Source organism: Mesorhizobium sp. M1006 (assembly GCF_040318825.1).
GTDB lineage: Bacteria > Pseudomonadota > Alphaproteobacteria > Rhizobiales > Rhizobiaceae > Mesorhizobium.
This window is the reverse complement of the sequence record NZ_JAMYMZ010000040.1, coordinates 1-17,737: the sequence shown is the minus strand read 5'-3', so window position 1 is coordinate 17,737 and position 17,737 is coordinate 1. Positions and strand designations below refer to the sequence as shown.

14 protein-coding genes and 1 pseudogene are annotated in these 17,737 nt (G+C 60.6%); 13 read left to right on the top strand and 2 right to left on the bottom strand.

Annotated elements, in window-relative coordinates; genetic code table 11:
• The first annotated feature begins 7 nt into the window (after positions 1 to 7).
• From NKH60_RS26855 to NKH60_RS26845, 3 genes are all read left to right on the top strand, one after another.
• Positions 8 to 1,372: a M16 family metallopeptidase gene (locus tag NKH60_RS26855; protein WP_352873993.1), complete on the top strand. Its 1,365-nt coding sequence runs from the start codon at positions 8 to 10 to the stop codon at positions 1,370 to 1,372.
• A 190-nt stretch (positions 1,373 to 1,562) separates the two neighbouring features.
• The gene (locus tag NKH60_RS26850; RefSeq protein WP_352874022.1) at positions 1,563 to 2,921 is read left to right on the top strand and encodes a M16 family metallopeptidase; all 1,359 of its coding nucleotides are present in this window, start codon (positions 1,563 to 1,565) and stop codon (positions 2,919 to 2,921) included.
• Entirely contained in the window at positions 2,918 to 3,781 is an 864-nt protein-coding gene (locus tag NKH60_RS26845) for a patatin-like phospholipase family protein (protein WP_352541582.1), read from the top strand. Before NKH60_RS26850 ends, NKH60_RS26845 begins: the two co-directional genes overlap by 4 nt.
• 170 nt (positions 3,782 to 3,951) lie before the next feature.
• On the opposite strand, the gene NKH60_RS26840 is transcribed toward NKH60_RS26845, so the two are convergent.
• Both NKH60_RS26840 and NKH60_RS26835 read right to left on the bottom strand, forming a co-directional pair.
• Entirely contained in the window at positions 3,952 to 4,488 is a 537-nt protein-coding gene (locus tag NKH60_RS26840; protein WP_352873990.1) for a dihydrofolate reductase family protein, read from the bottom strand.
• Between the two features lie 229 nt (positions 4,489 to 4,717).
• Positions 4,718 to 6,448, bottom strand: a complete 1,731-nt coding sequence (locus NKH60_RS26835; RefSeq protein WP_352874020.1) for an adenylate/guanylate cyclase domain-containing protein — start codon at positions 6,446 to 6,448, stop codon at positions 4,718 to 4,720.
• A gap of 483 nt (positions 6,449 to 6,931) precedes the next feature.
• On the opposite strand from NKH60_RS26835, the gene NKH60_RS26830 reads away from it, so the two are divergent.
• The 10 genes and pseudogenes from NKH60_RS26830 to NKH60_RS26785 all read left to right on the top strand — a co-directional run bounded on the left by NKH60_RS26830 (position 6,932) and on the right by NKH60_RS26785 (position 17,578).
• Positions 6,932 to 7,753 carry a DNA adenine methylase gene (locus NKH60_RS26830; protein ID WP_352873988.1) on the top strand — a complete coding sequence of 274 codons (822 nt, stop codon included), beginning with the start codon at positions 6,932 to 6,934 and terminating at the stop codon, positions 7,751 to 7,753.
• Entirely contained in the window at positions 7,750 to 8,286 is a 537-nt protein-coding gene (locus NKH60_RS26825) for a hypothetical protein (protein ID WP_352873986.1), read from the top strand. Before NKH60_RS26830 ends, NKH60_RS26825 begins: the two co-directional genes overlap by 4 nt.
• Entirely contained in the window at positions 8,265 to 10,385 is a 2,121-nt protein-coding gene (locus NKH60_RS26820; protein ID WP_352873984.1) for a DEAD/DEAH box helicase family protein, read from the top strand. Before NKH60_RS26825 ends, NKH60_RS26820 begins: the two co-directional genes overlap by 22 nt.
• On the top strand, positions 10,372 to 10,560 hold the full coding sequence (locus NKH60_RS26815) for a hypothetical protein (RefSeq protein WP_352873983.1): 189 nt from the start codon (positions 10,372 to 10,374) through the stop codon (positions 10,558 to 10,560). The genes NKH60_RS26820 and NKH60_RS26815 overlap by 14 nt, the downstream gene beginning before the upstream one ends.
• A gap of 5 nt (positions 10,561 to 10,565) precedes the next feature.
• Complete coding sequence (locus NKH60_RS26810; protein WP_352873981.1) at positions 10,566 to 12,494, top strand: AAA family ATPase; 1,929 nt, start codon at positions 10,566 to 10,568, stop codon at positions 12,492 to 12,494.
• A gap of 53 nt (positions 12,495 to 12,547) precedes the next feature.
• Positions 12,548 to 12,841 (top strand): hypothetical protein, encoded by a 294-nt coding sequence (locus tag NKH60_RS26805; RefSeq protein ID WP_352873979.1) that lies wholly within the window; start codon positions 12,548 to 12,550, stop codon positions 12,839 to 12,841.
• Between the two features lie 182 nt (positions 12,842 to 13,023).
• Positions 13,024 to 13,280: pseudogene (locus tag NKH60_RS26800) on the top strand (LacI family DNA-binding transcriptional regulator); the annotation flags it as partial.
• A 139-nt stretch (positions 13,281 to 13,419) separates the two neighbouring features.
• A complete protein-coding gene (locus tag NKH60_RS26795; protein WP_352873977.1) occupies positions 13,420 to 14,862 on the top strand; it encodes a DUF6600 domain-containing protein in 1,443 nt (480 codons plus the stop codon).
• A 317-nt stretch (positions 14,863 to 15,179) separates the two neighbouring features.
• Positions 15,180 to 16,241, top strand: coding sequence for a LacI family DNA-binding transcriptional regulator (locus NKH60_RS26790; protein WP_352873975.1), 1,062 nt, complete (start codon positions 15,180 to 15,182; stop codon positions 16,239 to 16,241).
• A gap of 83 nt (positions 16,242 to 16,324) precedes the next feature.
• Entirely contained in the window at positions 16,325 to 17,578 is a 1,254-nt protein-coding gene (locus NKH60_RS26785; protein WP_352873973.1) for an ABC transporter substrate-binding protein, read from the top strand.
• The last annotated feature ends 159 nt before the right edge of the window (positions 17,579 to 17,737 follow it).

The window sequence follows — 17,737 nt, the reverse complement described above, 5'->3', positions numbered from 1 at the left end:
GCCATCTATGACATTTCAGGCTGAATGGCTGCGCGGAACGCTCTTGGGACTGGCTCTGGTGATGGCCGCGCCGGCTCTGGCGGATAATAATCCTGACGATGGCGTGGTGACCGATTTCCTGCTCGACAACGGCATGGAGGTCGTCGTCATCCCCGATCACCGCGCCCCCATCGTCACCCATATGGTCTGGTACAAGATCGGCAGCGCCGACGAGCCGCCGGGCAAGTCCGGCATTGCCCATTTCTTCGAGCATCTGATGTTCAAGGCGACCAGCAACCATGCGGCGGGCGAGCTCGACCGTGCCGTCGCCGCCATCGGCGGCTCGGACAACGCCTTCACCTCCTACGACTACACCGCCTTTCACGAGACGGTGGTGCCTCAGGCGCTCGGTGAGATGATGAGCTTCGAGGCCGACCGCATGCGCAATCTCATCCTCAACGACGACGTCATCAAAACCGAGCGCGACGTCATCCTCGAGGAGCGCCGCTCGCGCATCGATAGCAATCCGCAGGCGGTGCTCGACGAGGAGATCGACGCCACGCTGTGGCAGAACCAGCCGTACCGCATTCCGGTCATCGGCTGGATGCAGGAGATGGAGAAGCTGAACCGCACCGACGCGCTGGCCTTCTACAACAAATATTATACACCCAATAACGCCGTGCTGGTGGTGGCCGGCGATGTCGAGCCCGAAACGGTCAAGGCGCTGGCCGAAAAGACCTATGGCAAGATCGCGCGCGGCCCGGACCTGCCGCCGCGCATCCGACCCGTCGAGCCCGAGCAGAACACCAGGCGCACGGTGACGCTGACCGACGGGCGCGTCAGCGTGCCGAGCTTTACCACGCAATGGGTGGTCCCGTCCTATCACACGGCAAAGCCCGGCGAAGCCGAAGCGCTCGACGTGCTGTCCGAAATCCTCGGCGGCGGCAACCGCAGCCGGCTCTACCAGGAGCTTGTCGTCAGGCAAGGCATCGCCGCCGAGGCCGGCGCCTTCTTCCAGGGCACCATGCTCGACGACACCAATTTCACCGTCTACGGCGCGCCGCGCGGCGATGCCAAGCTTGCCGACATCGAGGCCGCGGTCGACGCTGAGATCGCCCGCATCGCGAAAGACGGCGTCACCAGCGACGAGCTGGAAAAATCCAAGGACCGTTTCGTACGTTCGATGATCTTTGCCCGCGACAAGCAGGAGGACATGGCCAACATCTACGGCTCGACGCTCGCCACAGGCGGTAACGTCCAGGACGTCCAGCAATGGCCGGACCGCATCCGCAAGGTCACCGCCGACCAGGTCAAGGAAGTCGCTGCCCGCTATCTCAATCTCGACCACGCAACGACCGGCTATCTTCTGCCGCAAACCCAGGCTGGGAATTGATTTGATGATGAGTTTGAGCGTCGGCGCCGCCCCTCACCTGCCTGCCGGCATCCTCTCCCCGTATACGGACGGGGAGAGGGGCGCCGCCACCGACGGTTTCGCCAATCTTCAGCGTTTGCAGAGCGAGCGCCGGGACAGCGGCCAGCCCCTTCTCCCCGTCACTATACGGGGAGACGTGCCCGGCAGGGCGATGAGGGGCGGCGCCGACCTTGGCAATTGGCGCGCCGGCCCTCTTCTGGCCACCCTCATTCTCTCCCTCGTCTTCCTCCTCCTGCCGGCGCTTTCCGCTCGCGCCGCCGTGAACATCCAGGAGGTGACCTCGTCGAAGGGCATCACCGCCTGGCTGGTGGAGGATTATTCGGTGCCGATCGTCGCTATCCGCTTCGTTTTCGATGGCGGCGCGACGCAGGACCCGCCCGGCAAGGAAGGGCTTGCCAATCTGATGAGCGGCCTGTTCGACGAAGGTGCCGGCAACCTCGACAGCGAGGCCTTCCAGATCAAGCTCGACGACGTCGGTGCAGAGATGAGCTTCGAGGCGCAGCGCGACGGCATCTACGGCTCGATGCGCATGCTGGCCGACCAGCGCGACGGCGCCTTCGACCTGTTGCGCGTGGCAGTCAACCAGCCGCGCTTCGACCAAGTGCCGATCGACCGCATCCGCGCGCAGATCCTGTCCGGCATCATCGCCAACGAGCGCGATCCCGATACGCTCGCCCAGCGCAAATGGCTGGAAGCGATCTATGGCAATCATCCCTATGCGCGGCCCGACCAGGGCACCAGGCAAAGCATCGCGACGATTACGCCGTCCGATCTCAGCACCTTCCACAAGGCGAATTTCGCCCGCGACGGCCTGCATGTCGCGGTGGTCGGCGCCATCGACGCCGAGACGCTGAAGCAGAAGCTCGACCTGGTGTTCGGCAGCCTGCCGGAAAAGCAGGCGCTGACGCCCGTTCCCGACATCGAGCTGAAGCTCGGCCAGCAGCTCGAGGTCGTTTACGACCAGCCGCAGGCCTCGCTGCAACTCGCCTATCCCGGCGTGAAGCGGAATGCGCCGGATTTTTTCGCCGCGGTGCTGATGAACGAGATCCTCGGCGGCGGCACCTTCACCTCGCGGCTGTTCGACGAGGTGCGCGAGAAGCGCGGCCTGGCCTACAGCGTCAGCTCCGACCTCGTCGACCACCAGCATTCCGAGGCGCTGTCCATCACCACCTCGACCCGCGCCGACAGGGCGGCCGAGACGCTGGCCGTGGTGCGCGACGTGGTCAAGCGCATGGCCGAGGAGGGGCCGACCGAAGCCGAGCTGGCGGCGACCAAGAAATACATGATCGGCGCCTATGCCATAAACAATCTGAATTCCTCCGGCGCGATCGCCTCAACGCTGGTCGAGATCCAGCTCGGCAAGCTCGGCATCGACTACATGCAGCGCCGCGCCGCCCTGATAAACGCGGTGACGCTGGACCAGGTGAAAGCGGTGGCGAAAAAGCTGCTCTCCGCCGAGCCGGCCGTCATGGTGGTCGGGCCGAAGCTCGGCGCGGCCAACAAGGGATGAGCCCTAGCTTCGGCATCGCCTTTGGCGGCGGCGGGGCGCGTGGGCTGGCGCATATCCATGTCATCGAGGCGCTGGACGAGCTGGGCATAAGGCCGGCGGCAATCGCCGGCTCGTCGATCGGCGCCATCATGGGCGCCGGCATGGCCTCGGGCATGACCGGCAAGGACATCCACGACTATACGCGCTCGATCCTCGGCCGCCGCGCCGAAGTGGCCACGCGCATGTGGCGGGCGCGGCCCGGCACTTTTGCCGAGGCGATGCAGGGCGGCCTGCGGGTCAGCCAGTTCAATGTCGAGCGCATCCTCAAGGCGTTCCTGCCCGACGCCATTCCCGAGACCTTCGCCGAATTGAAGATACCGCTGAAGGTGACGGCAACGGACTTTTATGGCCACAAGCTCGCCGTGTTCGACGAAGGCGAGCTGCATTCGGCGCTGGCCGCCTCGGCGGCGATCCCGGCGGTGTTCCGCCCGGTGATGCGCGACGGCAGGCTGCTGATCGACGGCGGCATCTACAATCCCGTGCCGTTCGACCTGATCGAGCTCGACGCCGACATCATCATCGCCGTCGACGTGGTCGGCGCGCCGACCGAGGCCGGCCGCAAATTCCCGACCTCCGTCGACCTGATGTTCGGCGCCACGCAGCTGATGATGCAGTCGATCATCGCCAGCAAGCTGAACCAGAGCCGGCCCGACATTCTGATCCGGCCGGCCGTCTCGAAATACCGGGTGCTCGATTTCATGAAGGTCGAGGCGCTGATGGCAGAGACGGTGGCGATCAAGGACGAGCTGAAGCGCGAGATCGAGAAGGCGCTGAAGGCGCGGGAAGACGCTGCGGTCGAGGGCAGGCAGCGGACGGTGTAGGGGCGCTGCCAATCTCCCCCCTTGAGGGGGAGATGTCGCCGAAGGCGACAGAGGGGGTCGGTTCGACCGGGCGCGGCCTCCCTCTTGCGTCGATAGGGGTTGGCGCATTACGCGAGACGACCCCCTCTGCCCTGCCGGGCATCTCCCCCTCAAGGGGGGAGATTGGCTCATCACGCCATCCCAGCCGCATACTCCAGCGCCACCACGCCGTTGCTGAATTGCGTGGCCGAGATCAGCTCGAGCGGCAATTGCGCGCCGGGCGGGAACAGCAGCTTGCCCTGGCCGACGGCACCGGGATAGCTGAGCAGGCGGATGCGGTCGACCAGGCGATGGCGCAGCAATTCCTGCGCGACGCTGAGGCTGCCATGCACATAGATGTTGCCGCCGCTGCCTTGCTTCAGCCCTCTGACGGCGTCCGGCAATGCGCCCTGCAGCAGCTCGGCCGGCTGCCAGTCGAGCGCCTGCAAGCTGGTCGAGGCGACATATTTCGGCAGCGCATTGAAGCGGTCGGCGAAGTCTCCGGTCTCCTTGGGCCACGAGCCGGCAAAGATCTCATAGGTCGTGCGCCCCAACAGCATGGCGCCGCTGTCGGCAAGCTCGTCGTCCTTGAATTTCTGCATCTCATCGTTCCAGGCCACGCTCGGCAGCTTCTCGACCTCGGCAATGCCATCGACGCTGATGAATTCGGTGATGATGAGTTTTCTCATGGCGGGTTCCTTCTGTCGGGACGGCCGTGCGGGTCTTGTGCGAACTGCACCGTCAACTAGCGCGGCGCTTTTTCAGGGGGAGGGTTTTCCCTGTTCGCTTCCAAAGACCGATACCGTGGGAAAAGCTTCTCCGACCTGCCCGTCGTTCGGTCATGCCACAAGGTCCGCATCGGGCGCCGGTCTTTTTTTGCCTGTCCCAGATTGGCTCTGGTTCGTAGCTACCGGCTGGCTACAGGTGGGCAATACCGGCTTTCAGCAGTCCTTCGCGGACGTGCTGCACATCAGGCTCCTGGGCATAGTGCAGGGTGGCGATGAATGAATCGAGGTCGAATTGGGGATCGAGCGTTCTGATCTTGCCTAGATGCGCCGCGGCCGCGATTTCGTCGCCGAGCCAGCCGTAGCAGGCAGCGGCGAAAGCGTGCTGAGCCGAGTCCATGGTTGACAGATGCATGAAAGCTTCGATCGCCTCGCCATACTGGCGCGCGGCGAAATGCGCTTTTCCCAGATGGCTCCAGAACCTCTCCGGGTGGTGCGGGTTCAACTGCATCGCCTTGCGGATCCATTCAATTCCCTCCTCCGGCCTCCCCAGCCACGTCAATAACTCGCCTTGCTGCACCACCACGAGGTCGTAATTGGGATTGAGGGCCAGCGCCCGCTCTTGATGGTAGCGCGCTGTGGTCAGCTCATTGTTGTTCACGTTCACGGCCGCGAGAATGCGATGGACATCGGCATCGTTGTTGTCCAGCGCCAGCGCCCTGTCCAGCGCCGTCATAATGTTGTTCCAGACGGCATCCCTGTCTTCGCACCAGTTATGGACCCAGGCCTGGCCAAGAATGCAGGCCCGCCAGGCATGGGCATGGGCATAATCGGGGTCGAGCGTGACGGCCCTTTCTATCAAGGTTTGCGCGCGTTCATTATCCGCAATCGTGCTTCGGTGATGCAGCACCTTGGCAGCAAGCACACATTCATACGCGGCCATGTTTGCGGGTTTCGCCCGCGCGAGCTGGTCCCGCTGAGCCGCCTCGACACGACCGGGCAGCGTGGCTGCGATCGCCGCGGTCACCTCATCCTGAATCGCGAATATGTCGTCCAGCTTCCGGTCATATTTGTCTGCCCAAATATGAGCGTCATTCGCCGTGTCGATGAGCTGAACCGTCACGCGCACCCTGTCGCCGATCTTGCGGACGCTTCCCTCCACCAGGTATTGGACGGTGAGTTTCTCGGCCACCTCGCGCACATTCACGGCGCGGTTCTTGTAGACGAAGCTGGAATTGCGCGAGATGACGAACAGCTCATGGTGGCGGGACAGTTCGGTGATGATGTCCTCGGTCAGTCCGTCCGCGAAAAATTCCTGCTCGGGGTCGCCGCTCATGTTGGTGAATGGCAGCACCACTATCGAAGGTTTCGAGATGGATCGCTTTGCCTCGACTTCCGGCAGGGCAGGACTGTCAAACCCAATGCGATAGAGGCGAACCGGGCGGCTGATGTTCTTCAGCGTCTTCTCACCCAGGTCCTCCATGGCAATTTCGAGACGGTCGGCAATTTGGGTCGCCACCGCTGCGGTCACGCAGATACCGCCGACGTCGGCGAGTTGCTCGATGCGCGAGGCAATATTGACGCCGTCGCCGAAAATATCCTCATCATCGAAAATGATGTCGCCGAGATTTATGCCGATCCTGAATTCGATACGCCGTTCTTGCGGCACATCCGAATTGCGCCGTTTCATGCGCTGTTGGATTTCCACGGCGCATTTCACGGCATCGGTCACGCTCTGGAACTCAACGAGCATGCCGTCTCCGGTGGTCTTGATGATCCGGCCCTTGTTCTTCGCGATGGCGGGATCGACCAGTTCTATGCGATGGGTCCGAAGGCGTGCGAGCGTGCCGGATTCGTCGGCCTCCATTAGCCGACTGTAGCCCGCCATATCGGCAGCCAGAATTGCGGCTAGTCTCTGTTCCATCGCTGAACCACAAACCAAGCTTATCCTTCCAGAGCTGCCAAATCCAGCAATTTGGGCTTGTGGCTGAATCAAGAAGTCTTCCTACCGCCGCAGCAAGAAAGGGCGGATCAGAACCTTCCGCCTGGTGGCTGCGAACTCGATCGCATCAATGGCGGGAGACGCCCCGATGCGCGCGGCGTCAGATGAGTTTTCTCATGGCGGGTTCCTTGTGTCAGAGGACGGGGCGCGTTGGGCTTCTGCGACACGCTCCGTGAAAATGTCGGGGTTTGCCATTTGGATCGATGGCCGAGGCAAGCGTCGACTTGATGGTCCGCTACGAAACAGAACGGGGTTAGCCCCCAGGCACTTGTCCCCCGCGTGCACTTTAGCGCCAAGATGGTAAGCTCCGGGACTGAGTCGGAGCACTAGTGGAGAGGGCATGGGGCAGACAAGCAAAGCTTTTGATCGAGAGCGCTCGCCGTCTGTCAAGGCCGGCGGTCTGCGGTGACGAAACCGATCAAGTCCCTTCGACCCTTCTTCAGCTACTACGGTGGAAAGTGGCGTGATGCGGTTCGTCTCTATCCAAAGCCGGAGCACGAAACGATCATCGAACCATTTGCGGGATCAGCCGGATATAGCCTAAGGTACCCGGACAGAGCGGTGATTCTGTACGAGATTGACCCAGTTATAGTCGCGGTCTGGCGTTTCTTGATCTCTGCTACACCAAAAGACATCTTGGCAATTCCAGACATTCCGCTTGATGGAACTTGCGACGACCTAAAGGTTTCCCAAGAGGCCAAATGGCTAGTCGGGTTCTGGCTCAATCGCGGCACTGCCAGTCCACGCAAATCTCCATCAAAATGGATGCGCGACAAGATTCGTCCTGGATCGTTTTGGGGCGAAAGAGTGCGAAACACGATCGCGACCCAAGTCGAAAATATCCGCCACTGGAAGGTATACAATAGCGGCTATGTTGAGTGTCCCGAAAACTCAGAGGCTACCTGGTTCATCGATCCACCCTATCGCGAGGCGGGCCGGCACTATCGCTTCGGTTCGGAAATCATCGACTATCCCGCGCTGGCAACTTGGTGCCGAAATCGGTCTGGGCAAGTTATTGTTTGCGAAAATGCGGGAGCAGACTGGTTGCCTTTTCGAGATCTTGGATCAACTAAGACCACTCGAGCAGACCGCCGATCGAAAGAAGTGTGTTGGCTAAGTGAGTTCGACGAAGACTTGAGTTCCATTGACGAGAACGCAATCGTTGATGCAGGTACAAATGGGACCGTAAGCGATGATGGGGTGCCACAGGAGAAGAACGCCGCATGACTGCCCGAGCGGTGCACTTGCATGGGGCGTTGTTAAAAGCCTTAGGTGGCCGGGTGAACTGGACCAGTCCTACCAACGATAAGCCACTGATCTTGGACTTACGTGAACCAGAGTCCCTGCGTCTGAGGGTCTATATGTACAGCCTAGTTGGCGGCGCTGGCGAACGGGCTCGGCGCGAATACAAAATCGTGCTGCGGGTTCGGGATCAGGCGGTGGGCCAGTATGGTTCGTTCGATCATTCCGACGGTCGGTTCACCACTGTGGTCGGTTATGATGCAGATTTGGACGTCTTTGTCTTTTGGGATGCTAGCCTGCATCCTCGATTTAAGAATGGCGGGAACTTGCAGGTGCGGGATCAGGTCGTCCGCAATGCTGCCGTCTATGGGACAGCCGAGCAGGTGCGGTACCTGACGAACGGCGCCAAGGAAGCAGTGTTGGTTTGCCAAAGCCCGGAATTGTGGCGAACTCTTCAGACAAGGATCACCACTACTGGCGGGATCGAGGAAGGTGAATGTTTGACCTTTCTCAACTGAATTTGAAAACCTCTTATCATAAGGGTCACGATGATATTGCGCGCGACTTCTATCTACCTTGCATGATGCAAGCGACCCATTTTGACCGAGCTGTAGGCTATTTTCGGAGCACAGTCTTCATCATTGCTTGGCCGGCATTAAAGGGCTTCATTGAGCGTGGCGGTAAGATCCAAGTCCTGTGTTCACAGATTTTAGCTGATGCCGATGTCGATGCTTTGGAAGCTGGCTACGCGGCCAGGGCCGACGAGGTAATCGGAAGGCGGCTGCTCGAACAGGTTGCATCTTTACTGCAGAATGAAGAACTCTGCGAGCCAGCAAAAATTTTGGCGGGACTTGTCGCTCGCGGTCTTCTTGATCTTCAGGTGGCAATTCTACGAGAGAACGACCTGCTTTCCGCGAAGGGACGCATATTCCACGATAAACTAGGTATTTTCCGCGACCCGATTGGTCATCGGGTGATATTCAAGGGCTCTATGAACGAGACTTGGACGGGTCTCGCGTCGGACGGAAACTTAGAGTCGGTTGACGTTGCTGTAAGTTGGCTCGGCCCTCGTGACCTTGAGCGATGCGACGTTGAAGAAGGCTATTTCAGCGATCTTTGGCAACGAAAATACCCTGGGCTCTGTGTTCGCCCCTTTCCAGAGGTGGCGCGCACTGAACTGACCAGCGCTGCGCCCGACGATTTCGAACGAGCGTTCGATGATTTTCTCCGGAAAACCACCTCTACAGAACCCGCGGATCCCCGCGGCCGAGTTCTGAAACCACACCAAGAGCTCGGCTTGGCCTCTTGGGCAGCCAATGGCCGCCGAGGCATTCTCGCGTTCGCCACTGGGGCAGGTAAAACCTTCACAGCAATCACCGCCATTCGCGAAGCTTTGAGAGAACATCGAAATGTAGTGCTAGTGATCGTCCCGGATCAGACTCTCTTCGGCCAATGGGAAAAGGAAATCCGCGAGACTACCGCGGACCTCACTCCACGGATCCTGCGCGCGGGCGCCGGACATAATAGCGGGTGGCGTGCGACATTGCGTCAGTGGACGACGCCTGGCGAGCAGATGCGTATCGTGCTGGCTACTGTCCAAACCGCATCGAGCGAAGAATTTCGCGGCCAGCTTGATTGCGGAGCGCATCTGATGATCGTTGTAGACGAAGTGCATCGCTTGGGATCGCGGAAACATCGGAAACTAATGGACGATGCCAACTTCGGGCCACGGCTTGGACTGAGCGCGACGCCTGAGCGTTACGGTGATCCTGATGGAACTGCAGCTATCATGGCTTTTTTCGGCGGCGTCCTGCGGCCACGTTACACGCTTCCCGACGCTATTCGCGATGGAGTTTTGACACCCTACTTCTACCGGCCCCACGCCCTGCGTCTAGAGCCAGATGAGCAGGATGCTTGGGCGAAGTTGAGCCGGGAGATTGTACGGATACAAGCGCGAATTCGCGCCAATGACAGAACGCCTGGTTTGGCCGAGAAGGTGCAAAATCTGCTGATCCGCAGAGCGCGCCTAATCAAGCAGGCGCGCGCCAAGGTGCAACTAGCCGTCCGCGTGATTAGCCAAGGCTACAGGGTCGGCGAACGATGGCTGATCTACTGTGACGACAGCACACAACTTAACGCTGTCATCGCGAACTTGGCAGCCGCGGGCATTTCGACCTTGGCGTATCATTCCGCGATGGAAGGTGATCGAGATCAGACACTAAGGTGGTTGGCTAAGCGCGGTGGCATTGTTACAGCCATCAAGTGCTTGGACGAAGGCGTGGACATCCCCTCTGTGACTCATGCTCTAATCCTGGCTTCATCCAAGAACCCGCGGGAGTTTGTGCAGCGCCGTGGCCGCGTGCTTCGTAAGGCCGAGGGCAAGGCGCTAGCGTACATCCATGATGCCATCGTCCTTCCATCTAGGCTGGACTCGGAGAAAGACGGTGATGAGCGAAGGTCGGATCCAATAACATCTGGAGAGCTGGCTAGGGCGATCGAATTTGCCACATATGCGTCCAACCCCGCGTCAGCGACCGACCTACAACAAATTGCAGTACAAGCGGGACTCGACTGGCACGCACTTGTGGGGCTTGGGGTGGAAGATGCGGAAGACTGATCTGGAAGACATTCGCTCGGTGATCCATCGGGTTCGTGCAGAGCGCTTTTCTCATCTGGACGAGCAGTTTCTCGACGCCGTTTTGGATGCCGAGGCACGTACGTTGGGGGACGACGCTGGCGCCGTCCAATTGATCCGGCGCGCTGTGGACGTTGCGCTAGCAAAGATGGGCTAAAGCAGATGCTGCTGCTTAAGAAACTGGAAATCGAAGGATTTGGGCCGTTTGCGGACAAGCAAGTCCTGTTGTTTCCGGCAAAGCCCGGTGTACTGGTTGTCTATGGCGAGAACATGCGGGGCAAGACTACTCTTTTGAACGCTATCCGATATGCGTTTTTCGGCAAAGTGTTGGGGCGGGGGCGGCGTGAACGACTAGTCCATAGCTTATCCAATCGCGAGCGAGCATCGGCGGGCAAGTTCGGCTTCAATGTGGCTTTGGAATTCGATTTCGATGGTCAAGCCTTCGAGCTCTATCGCGGGCATGAAGCACGTGTCCCAAGCCCCATCAATGACGGCGACTATCGGTCTGAGATACTCCTTCGACGAGGCGGCCAGGTGGTAAGCCAGCAGGAGCAAGACCGGCTTCTTGCGCAAATTTTTCCGGAGGACATTTCACGGTTTTTTCTTTTCGATGGCGAGCTTCTTCAAGAGTATGAGGAGTTGATCATCAACGAGAGTGAGGTTGGACCTCAGATTTCAAGCGCGATCGAAAGAATTCTTGGGGTGCCGATCCTCAAGGCGGGACGCCGCCACCTTCTGGAGTTGGCCGACGAGGCCGACAGGCAGGCCGCTACGGAGGCGTCTCGACATCAAGAAACTCAGAGCTTGGGCAACGCGCTTCAGGCGGCTATTACGCTGCGCAAGGCTCAACAGGATGAACTCGTCCGACTAAAGGACAATCTCGCCGATCTCACTCGACAAAAAGGCGAAAGCGACGCCAAGCTCGCGGCTGATCGACGAGCCGCTGATCTCATGAACCGTCGCCAGGATGCGCTCAATCGCGCTGCTGCAGCGGCGACCAGGCAAGTGGATTTGCGATTGGATATCAAACGCGTCATGAGCGATGCGTGGCGGACGGTTTTGCACGAGCCCATTCGTAAGGCCAGGGAACAAGCACAGATCAACTTGCAGTCGCAGATCGAGGCCTTAAAAGTCGAGCTGCGCCGCGCCGCCGTTGAGCGAAGTCATTGTGATATCTGCGAACAGGATGTTGCCCCAGCTCTGCGGTCGAGGCTGCTTGCGACATTGGGCGACGCGGGAGCAGCGCGGCCGGCAGACCAAGCATCAATCCGCTTGGGGGCCGTAGGCGGATTCAGAGATTTGGATGTATCCGGCGAGGTTCGTCAATTGGTCCGGCAAATTCAAGATATGGCAGTGGTGGTACAACATGAGCGCGAAGAAGCGAAAGATCTTCTCTCTTCGTTGGCCGATACGGACCAAGCGTCCGTCCGCAGTACCCAAGCAACTTACGTCGAAGTCATCGAACAAATTGCGATCGTTAAGCAGGGTATCGAGAAGCAGGCGGCCCAGCTCGAGCAGCAGGAGACGCGCGTCGATGGATTGCGTCGAAAATTACAGAACACTGCTCGAGCCGATCTTATGGCAGTAGAGGCTCGAGCCAAGCTCTTGCGAGACAGTGCCGCCGTGTTCGACGATGCGGTAGAAGCATATAAGACGGATTTGCGAAAACGTGTTGAGGCCAGCGCCGCTGAACTGTTTCTAGCAATGACCACTGAGAAGACTGACTATGCTGGCCTGAGAATCAACAATGACTATGGCCTGACGATCATACATACGGATGGTCGTCCTGAGGACGCGCGTTCTGCGGGAGCCGAACACGTCGTCGCCTTGGCGTTGATGGGTGCGTTGCAGCAAAATGCCCCGTTGCGCGGTCCCATAGTGATGGATTCGCCCTTTGGCCGTCTTGACGATGGCCACACGTCCAACGTCGTGAGCGGTCTCCATAAGATGGCCGATCAGGTTGTTCTTCTTGTCTATGAAGCGGAAGTTGGCCGTCAGCGTGCCCGGGAGCTTTTGGGCTCTCGGTTGGTAGCTGAGTACGAGCTCGAACGCGTGAACAGCCGGCGTACCAACATAAGAGAGATTCGCTGATTATGGATCAAGACCGGCGTAGCATTGGCCTTTCGGCCGAATCTCAACGCCTCATGGAAGAGATTCTGAATAAAGACTGGTTCAATGAAGCTCAAGAAGCAGCCCGCTTCTCCATGGCCTATGCGATCAAAGCAGATGTCACCCCTGGTGCGACACCAGGCGTGGACACTCGTTGGGCGAGCGGACTATTTGACCCGACTGGTGAGATCGTCTCCCTTGTGAATGCGCTCTATCCAGAAGTGACAACTCCAGTGCGTGCGATCGAAAACTTCGTTAACGAAGGCTTGCGATTGGTGCACGAACGACTGGTTGTCCGAGGCGAAACGCCCGCGGATTTGCTTCGCTGAAATCATCGCCGAGGTAGCATATTTTGATGGCATATCTCTTGCCATCCCCGAATCTTCATCCTAATCTCCCTCTGAGAAACCCTTTTCCCAAATCGCCTCGCATCCGCTGACCGCACCATTCAGCCCCGCGCCGGGCCATAAGAGAAAAGCTTTTCTCAAATGGGACGATCGATATCCAAATCATGGCGTCCGACGTCCAGCCAACGCCTGCCAAGCAGCCGGTCACCTTGCGCGAGGTGGCGGCACTCGCCGGCGTCAGCGTCGCCACCGCTCAAAAGCGCTGAACGGGCAGGGGCGGATGACTGCCGAGACGCGGACCCGGATTCGCGAGACGGCGCAGCGGCTGGGTTTTCGCCCGAACAGCCTGGCGCAGAGCCTGTTGCGGCGGCGCAGCTTTACCGTCGGGCTTTTGACCAACGACACCTATCGCCGCGCCTCCGGCGCGCATTTGTGATGGTCACCGCCCTCATGAAGCAACTCTGATCCCAAATATCATCGTCCGATGCCAAGCCGCTGCGGGAGGGGATGCGGGTAACGTCAGCAAAGTGGAACAATCCGGCAGCCGACGGGTTTGTACGATGAAGGGCGATCTGTTTCGGAGGAAGATTACGATGAAACGCGTCCTTGCCCAACATGCGGTGCGACTGATGCTCGGCGGCGTAACCGCCTGCCTGCTCACGGTCGTCGAGATTCCCAACCCAATTGCGCCATTGTCGCTTGTGTCCGAGGCAAGGGCTGCCACCACCGTTTCGATCAGCACGTTCTACGAAGACCTGTCTTCCTATGGTGATTGGGTCTCGTATCACGGAGCGACCGTTTTCGTGCCGGTTGATGTGCCTGACGATTGGCGTCCATATACGCTTGGACACTGGGTCTATACCGAGCAGTATGGCTGGCTCTGGGTGTCCGACGAGCCATTCGGCTGGGCGACGTACCATTACGGCCGGTGGGGCTATGCCGACGATATCGGCTGGTACTGGGTTCCGGGCACTCGCTGGGCGCCAGCATGGGTGAGTTGGCGTCGTGACAGAGAGCACATCATTTGGGCGCCGCTGCCGCCCCGCCGCGATCCGGATTTGATTTCAATCGAGGTGACCTTCGACACGACGCCGGATTATTACTGGGTTGTGGTCCCCACCCGCGAATTCCTTGCCGCGGACATTTCTGTGGTCGTTATTCGTGATGAGCCGGAGTTTGTGCGCATTGTCGAGGCGGCCGAACCGGCCGGCGACGTGACGATCCAGAACAATTTGGTGATCAACAAAGTCATTGATGTCGATGTGATCGAAAAGGAGACGAACCAGAAGGTGACTGCCGTCAAGGTCAGCAAGACCGACGCGCCCGAGCAGTCCGGCAAACTGGAAAACGATACGGTCGCTGTCTTTGAGGGCGAGGTGAAAGCCGACCCTAAGGCCAAACCAGCTAAGCTCAAAGACATCGAAGAGGTGAAGCAGGTTCAGGCTGGCCGGAAATCGAAGCCGACCGAAGGCGCTGCAACGACCGAGCAGGCCAAGCCCGAAGAAACCGCCAAGCCTGAGAAGCCGAAGACCAAGGAGCAGCCGGCCACCGAGCAGCAGCAGGCCGAGCCCGGCAAGGCGGCCAAGCCTGAGAAGCCGAAGGCCAAGGAGCAGCCCGCCGCCAAGCAGCAGCAGGCCGAGCCGGAACAGGCGGCCAAGCCTGAGAAGCCGAAGACCAAGAAGCAGCCCGCCGCCGAGCAGCAGCAGGCCGAACCGGAACAGGCGGCCAAGCCTAAGAAACCGAAGATCAAGAAGCAGCCCGCCGCCGAGCAGCAGCAGGCCGAGCCCGAACAGACGGCCAAGCCTGAGAAGCGGAAGGCCAAGAAGCAGCCCGCTGCCGAGCAGCAGCAGGCTGAGCCGGAGCAGGCTGCCAAGCCTGAGAAGCGGAAGGCCAAGGAGCAGCCAGCGGCCGAGCAGCAGCAGGCCGAGCCCGAGCAGGCGGTCAAGCCCAAGCCACAGAAGCAAAAAAACAAGGCGTGCGATCCGCAGACTGAGAACTGCTAGCTGTGCGGATAGACTACGGGCACCGCGGCCGTTCCATCGCGGTGCCCGCTGAACGGCAATGCACGCCAAAGCTGCTCGCCCTCTTTCCTTCGGGCCCCCATGGCAGATCCTGGACCCAGGGCAGCGAGTCGTAGTTGACTGCCGAGCATGCCTGTAACCAGGCCATTCCCTCTTGCCATCCTTGCATCGTTCCCCTAATCTTCCTTTTGAGAAAACCTTTTCCCAACTCTGCCGGCATCCGCTGACTTCACCATTCAGCGGCTCGCAGGCCGATAAGAGAAAAGCTTTTCTCAAATGGGAGGATCGATATCCAAATCATGGCGTCCGACGCGCAGCCAACGCCTGTTTCTGCCAAGCAGCCGGTCACCCTCCGTGAGGTGGCGGCACTCGCCGGCGTCAGCGTCGCCACCGCCTCAAAAGCGCTGAACGGGCAGGGGCGGATGACTGCCGAGACGCGGACGCGCATTCGCGAGACGGCGCAGCGGCTTGGCTTTCGCCCGAACAGCCTGGCGCAGAGCCTGTTGCGGCGGCGCTCCTTTACCGTCGGGCTTTTGACCAACGACACCTATGGCCGCTTTTCGCTGCCGCTGATGGCCGGCGTTTCCGATGCGCTCGTCGATGCCGGCGTCTCGGTGTTTTTGTGCAATGTCGAGGACGACCCACGCCTTGCCCAGTTGCATGTCGATGCCATGCTCGACAAGCGCGTCGACGGCATCATCGCCACCGGCAAGCGCATCGATCGCCATCTGCCGGTCGACCTCGCCAATCTCGGCATTCCGGCGATCTACGCCTTTACCGAGCCGGATCCCGGCGCCATCGCCTTCGTCTCCGACGATGCCGGCGGGGCGCGGCTGGCGGTCGAGCACTTTTGCCGGCTTGGGCGCCGGCGCATCGCCCATGTCACCGGTCCCGCAAGCTTTGCCGTGGTGCATGCCCGCGCCGAGGCCTATCGCGAGGTACTGGCCGAGAACGGCCTGCCCGTCATGGAGCCGCTGCTCGGCCCGTGGTCGGAGGCCTGGGGCCACGAGGCGGTCAAGAAGCTGTTCGACGGTGAGGGTTTCGACGGCACGCGCGAAAAACCCGATGCGGTGTTTTGCGGCAACGACCAGATCGCGCGCGGCGTCATCGACGCTTTGCGCGAGCGCGGTATCGGCGTGCCGGACGAGGTCGGCGTCATCGGTTTCGACAATTGGCAGATCGTCGCCGAGGCAACCCGCCCGCCGCTGACCTCGGTCGACATGAACCTTTCAGCACTTGGCCGCGAGGCCGGCCTTGCCTTGCTTTCGCTCGTCGGCGGCGAACCCGCTTTGCCGGGCATCAGAAAACTGCCGTGCCGGCTGGTGGTGCGTCAGTCATGCGGCCGTCCGCCGGACGGCTGAACGAAACGGGCCGTGTCGATAGTCACCCGCTTGGGGGCGCGGCTAAATTAAGACGCTAAATTAAAACCATGTGGAGGAGAAGCATGAGAACCACCATTACCGGGCTCGCCATCGCCGCGAGCATTTTGGGCACGCTGGCAACCGTCGGGACGGCCGCCGCTGACACCGCTAACATCTGGGTGCGCGCCGACGGCTCGAACTTCATGCCGCGCATCGTCGATGCCTTCAACAAGGGGCATCAGAACCAGATCAAGCTCGACATCATCCCCAACGCCGAAATCATCCCGAAATACGGCGCTGCCGCCGCCGGTGGCACGGCACCCGATGCGCTGTCGCTCGACCTGATCTACACGCCGTCCTTCGCCGCCGCCGGCCAGCTCGAAGACATCACCGACTGGGCGAAATCGCTGCCTTATTTCGCCAGCCTGTCGCCGGCGCATGTCAAGACCGGCACCTATAAGGGCCGCATCTACGGGCTGCCGTTCTCGGCCGATAGTTCGGTGCTGATCTGGAACAAGAAGCTGTTCAAGCAGGCCGGCCTCGATCCGGAAAAGGGCCCGACCAACTGGGCCGAAATCGAAACCGACGCCGAAAAGGTCAATGCCCTCGGCGGCGACATCAAGGGCTTCTACTTCTCCGGCAATTGCGGCGGCTGCAACATCTTCACCTTCACGCCGCTGATCTGGGCCTCGGGCGGCGACATCCTGACGGAGGACGGCTCGAAGGCGACGCTGGACACCCCGCAGATGCGCGGCGCCATCGACCTTTACCGTTCGATGGTCAAGAAGGACCTGGTGCCTTCAGGCGCGCAGACCGACACCGGCTCCAACTTCTTTGCCGCCTTCGCCACCGGCAATATCGGCATCTCGCCGTCCGGCGCTTTCGCCATCGGCGCGCTCAACACGCAATATCCCGACATCGACTACGGCATCACCTTCCTTCCCGGCAAGGATGGCGGCTGGTCGTCGTTTGCCGGCGGCGATAATTTCGTCGTCACCAAGGGCACCACGAAGGTCGCGGTGGTCAAGGAGTTCCTCGATTTCGCCTATTCGCTCGAGGGCCAGACCATCCTGGCGAAATACGGCAGCCTGCCGGTGCGCGGCGACATCGCCAATGAGGCGCTGAAGGATCTCGACCCGCGCTACAAGGTCGCCGCCGAGGCCATGGCCAAGGGCCGCACGCCCTATTCGGTGGTGTTCAACGACCTGATCAACTCGGCCAACGGTCCGTGGAACCAGATGATGAACGAGGTCTTCTTCGGCGAAGACGTCGACGGCGCCATCGCCAACGCGCAGGAAACGATGCAGTCGATCATCGATTCGGCGCCGCAGAAGTAAGCGCCGGCTCCACCTCCCCCTTGAGGGGAGGTCGGACCGCAGGTCCGGGTGGGGTCCTGGGGCGCGGGGGGGGGGCGGGCCATTACGCGGGGGGCGGGGCGCGGGGGCCGGGCCCCCCCGCGGGGGGGGGGGCGCCCCCGCCGGCGGGGGGGGGGGGGG

Excerpts from the sequence above, each read along its gene's own strand:
- NKH60_RS26855 (WP_352873993.1), top strand. The coding sequence starts at position 8 with ATGACATTTCAGGCTGAATGGCTGCGCGGAACGCTCTTGGGACTGGCT.
- NKH60_RS26850 (WP_352874022.1), top strand. The coding sequence starts at position 1,563 with ATGAGGGGCGGCGCCGACCTTGGCAATTGGCGCGCCGGCCCTCTTCTG.
- NKH60_RS26845 (WP_352541582.1), top strand. The coding sequence starts at position 2,918 with ATGAGCCCTAGCTTCGGCATCGCCTTTGGCGGCGGCGGGGCGCGTGGG.
- NKH60_RS26840 (WP_352873990.1), bottom strand. The coding sequence starts at position 4,488 with ATGAGAAAACTCATCATCACCGAATTCATCAGCGTCGATGGCATTGCC.
- NKH60_RS26835 (WP_352874020.1), bottom strand. The coding sequence starts at position 6,448 with ATGGAACAGAGACTAGCCGCAATTCTGGCTGCCGATATGGCGGGCTAC.
- NKH60_RS26825 (WP_352873986.1), top strand. The coding sequence starts at position 7,750 with ATGACTGCCCGAGCGGTGCACTTGCATGGGGCGTTGTTAAAAGCCTTA.
- NKH60_RS26820 (WP_352873984.1), top strand. The coding sequence starts at position 8,265 with ATGTTTGACCTTTCTCAACTGAATTTGAAAACCTCTTATCATAAGGGT.
- NKH60_RS26815 (WP_352873983.1), top strand. The coding sequence starts at position 10,372 with ATGCGGAAGACTGATCTGGAAGACATTCGCTCGGTGATCCATCGGGTT.
- NKH60_RS26810 (WP_352873981.1), top strand. The coding sequence starts at position 10,566 with ATGCTGCTGCTTAAGAAACTGGAAATCGAAGGATTTGGGCCGTTTGCG.
- NKH60_RS26805 (WP_352873979.1), top strand. The coding sequence starts at position 12,548 with ATGGAAGAGATTCTGAATAAAGACTGGTTCAATGAAGCTCAAGAAGCA.
- NKH60_RS26795 (WP_352873977.1), top strand. The coding sequence starts at position 13,420 with ATGAAGGGCGATCTGTTTCGGAGGAAGATTACGATGAAACGCGTCCTT.
- NKH60_RS26790 (WP_352873975.1), top strand. The coding sequence starts at position 15,180 with ATGGCGTCCGACGCGCAGCCAACGCCTGTTTCTGCCAAGCAGCCGGTC.
- NKH60_RS26785 (WP_352873973.1), top strand. The coding sequence starts at position 16,325 with ATGAGAACCACCATTACCGGGCTCGCCATCGCCGCGAGCATTTTGGGC.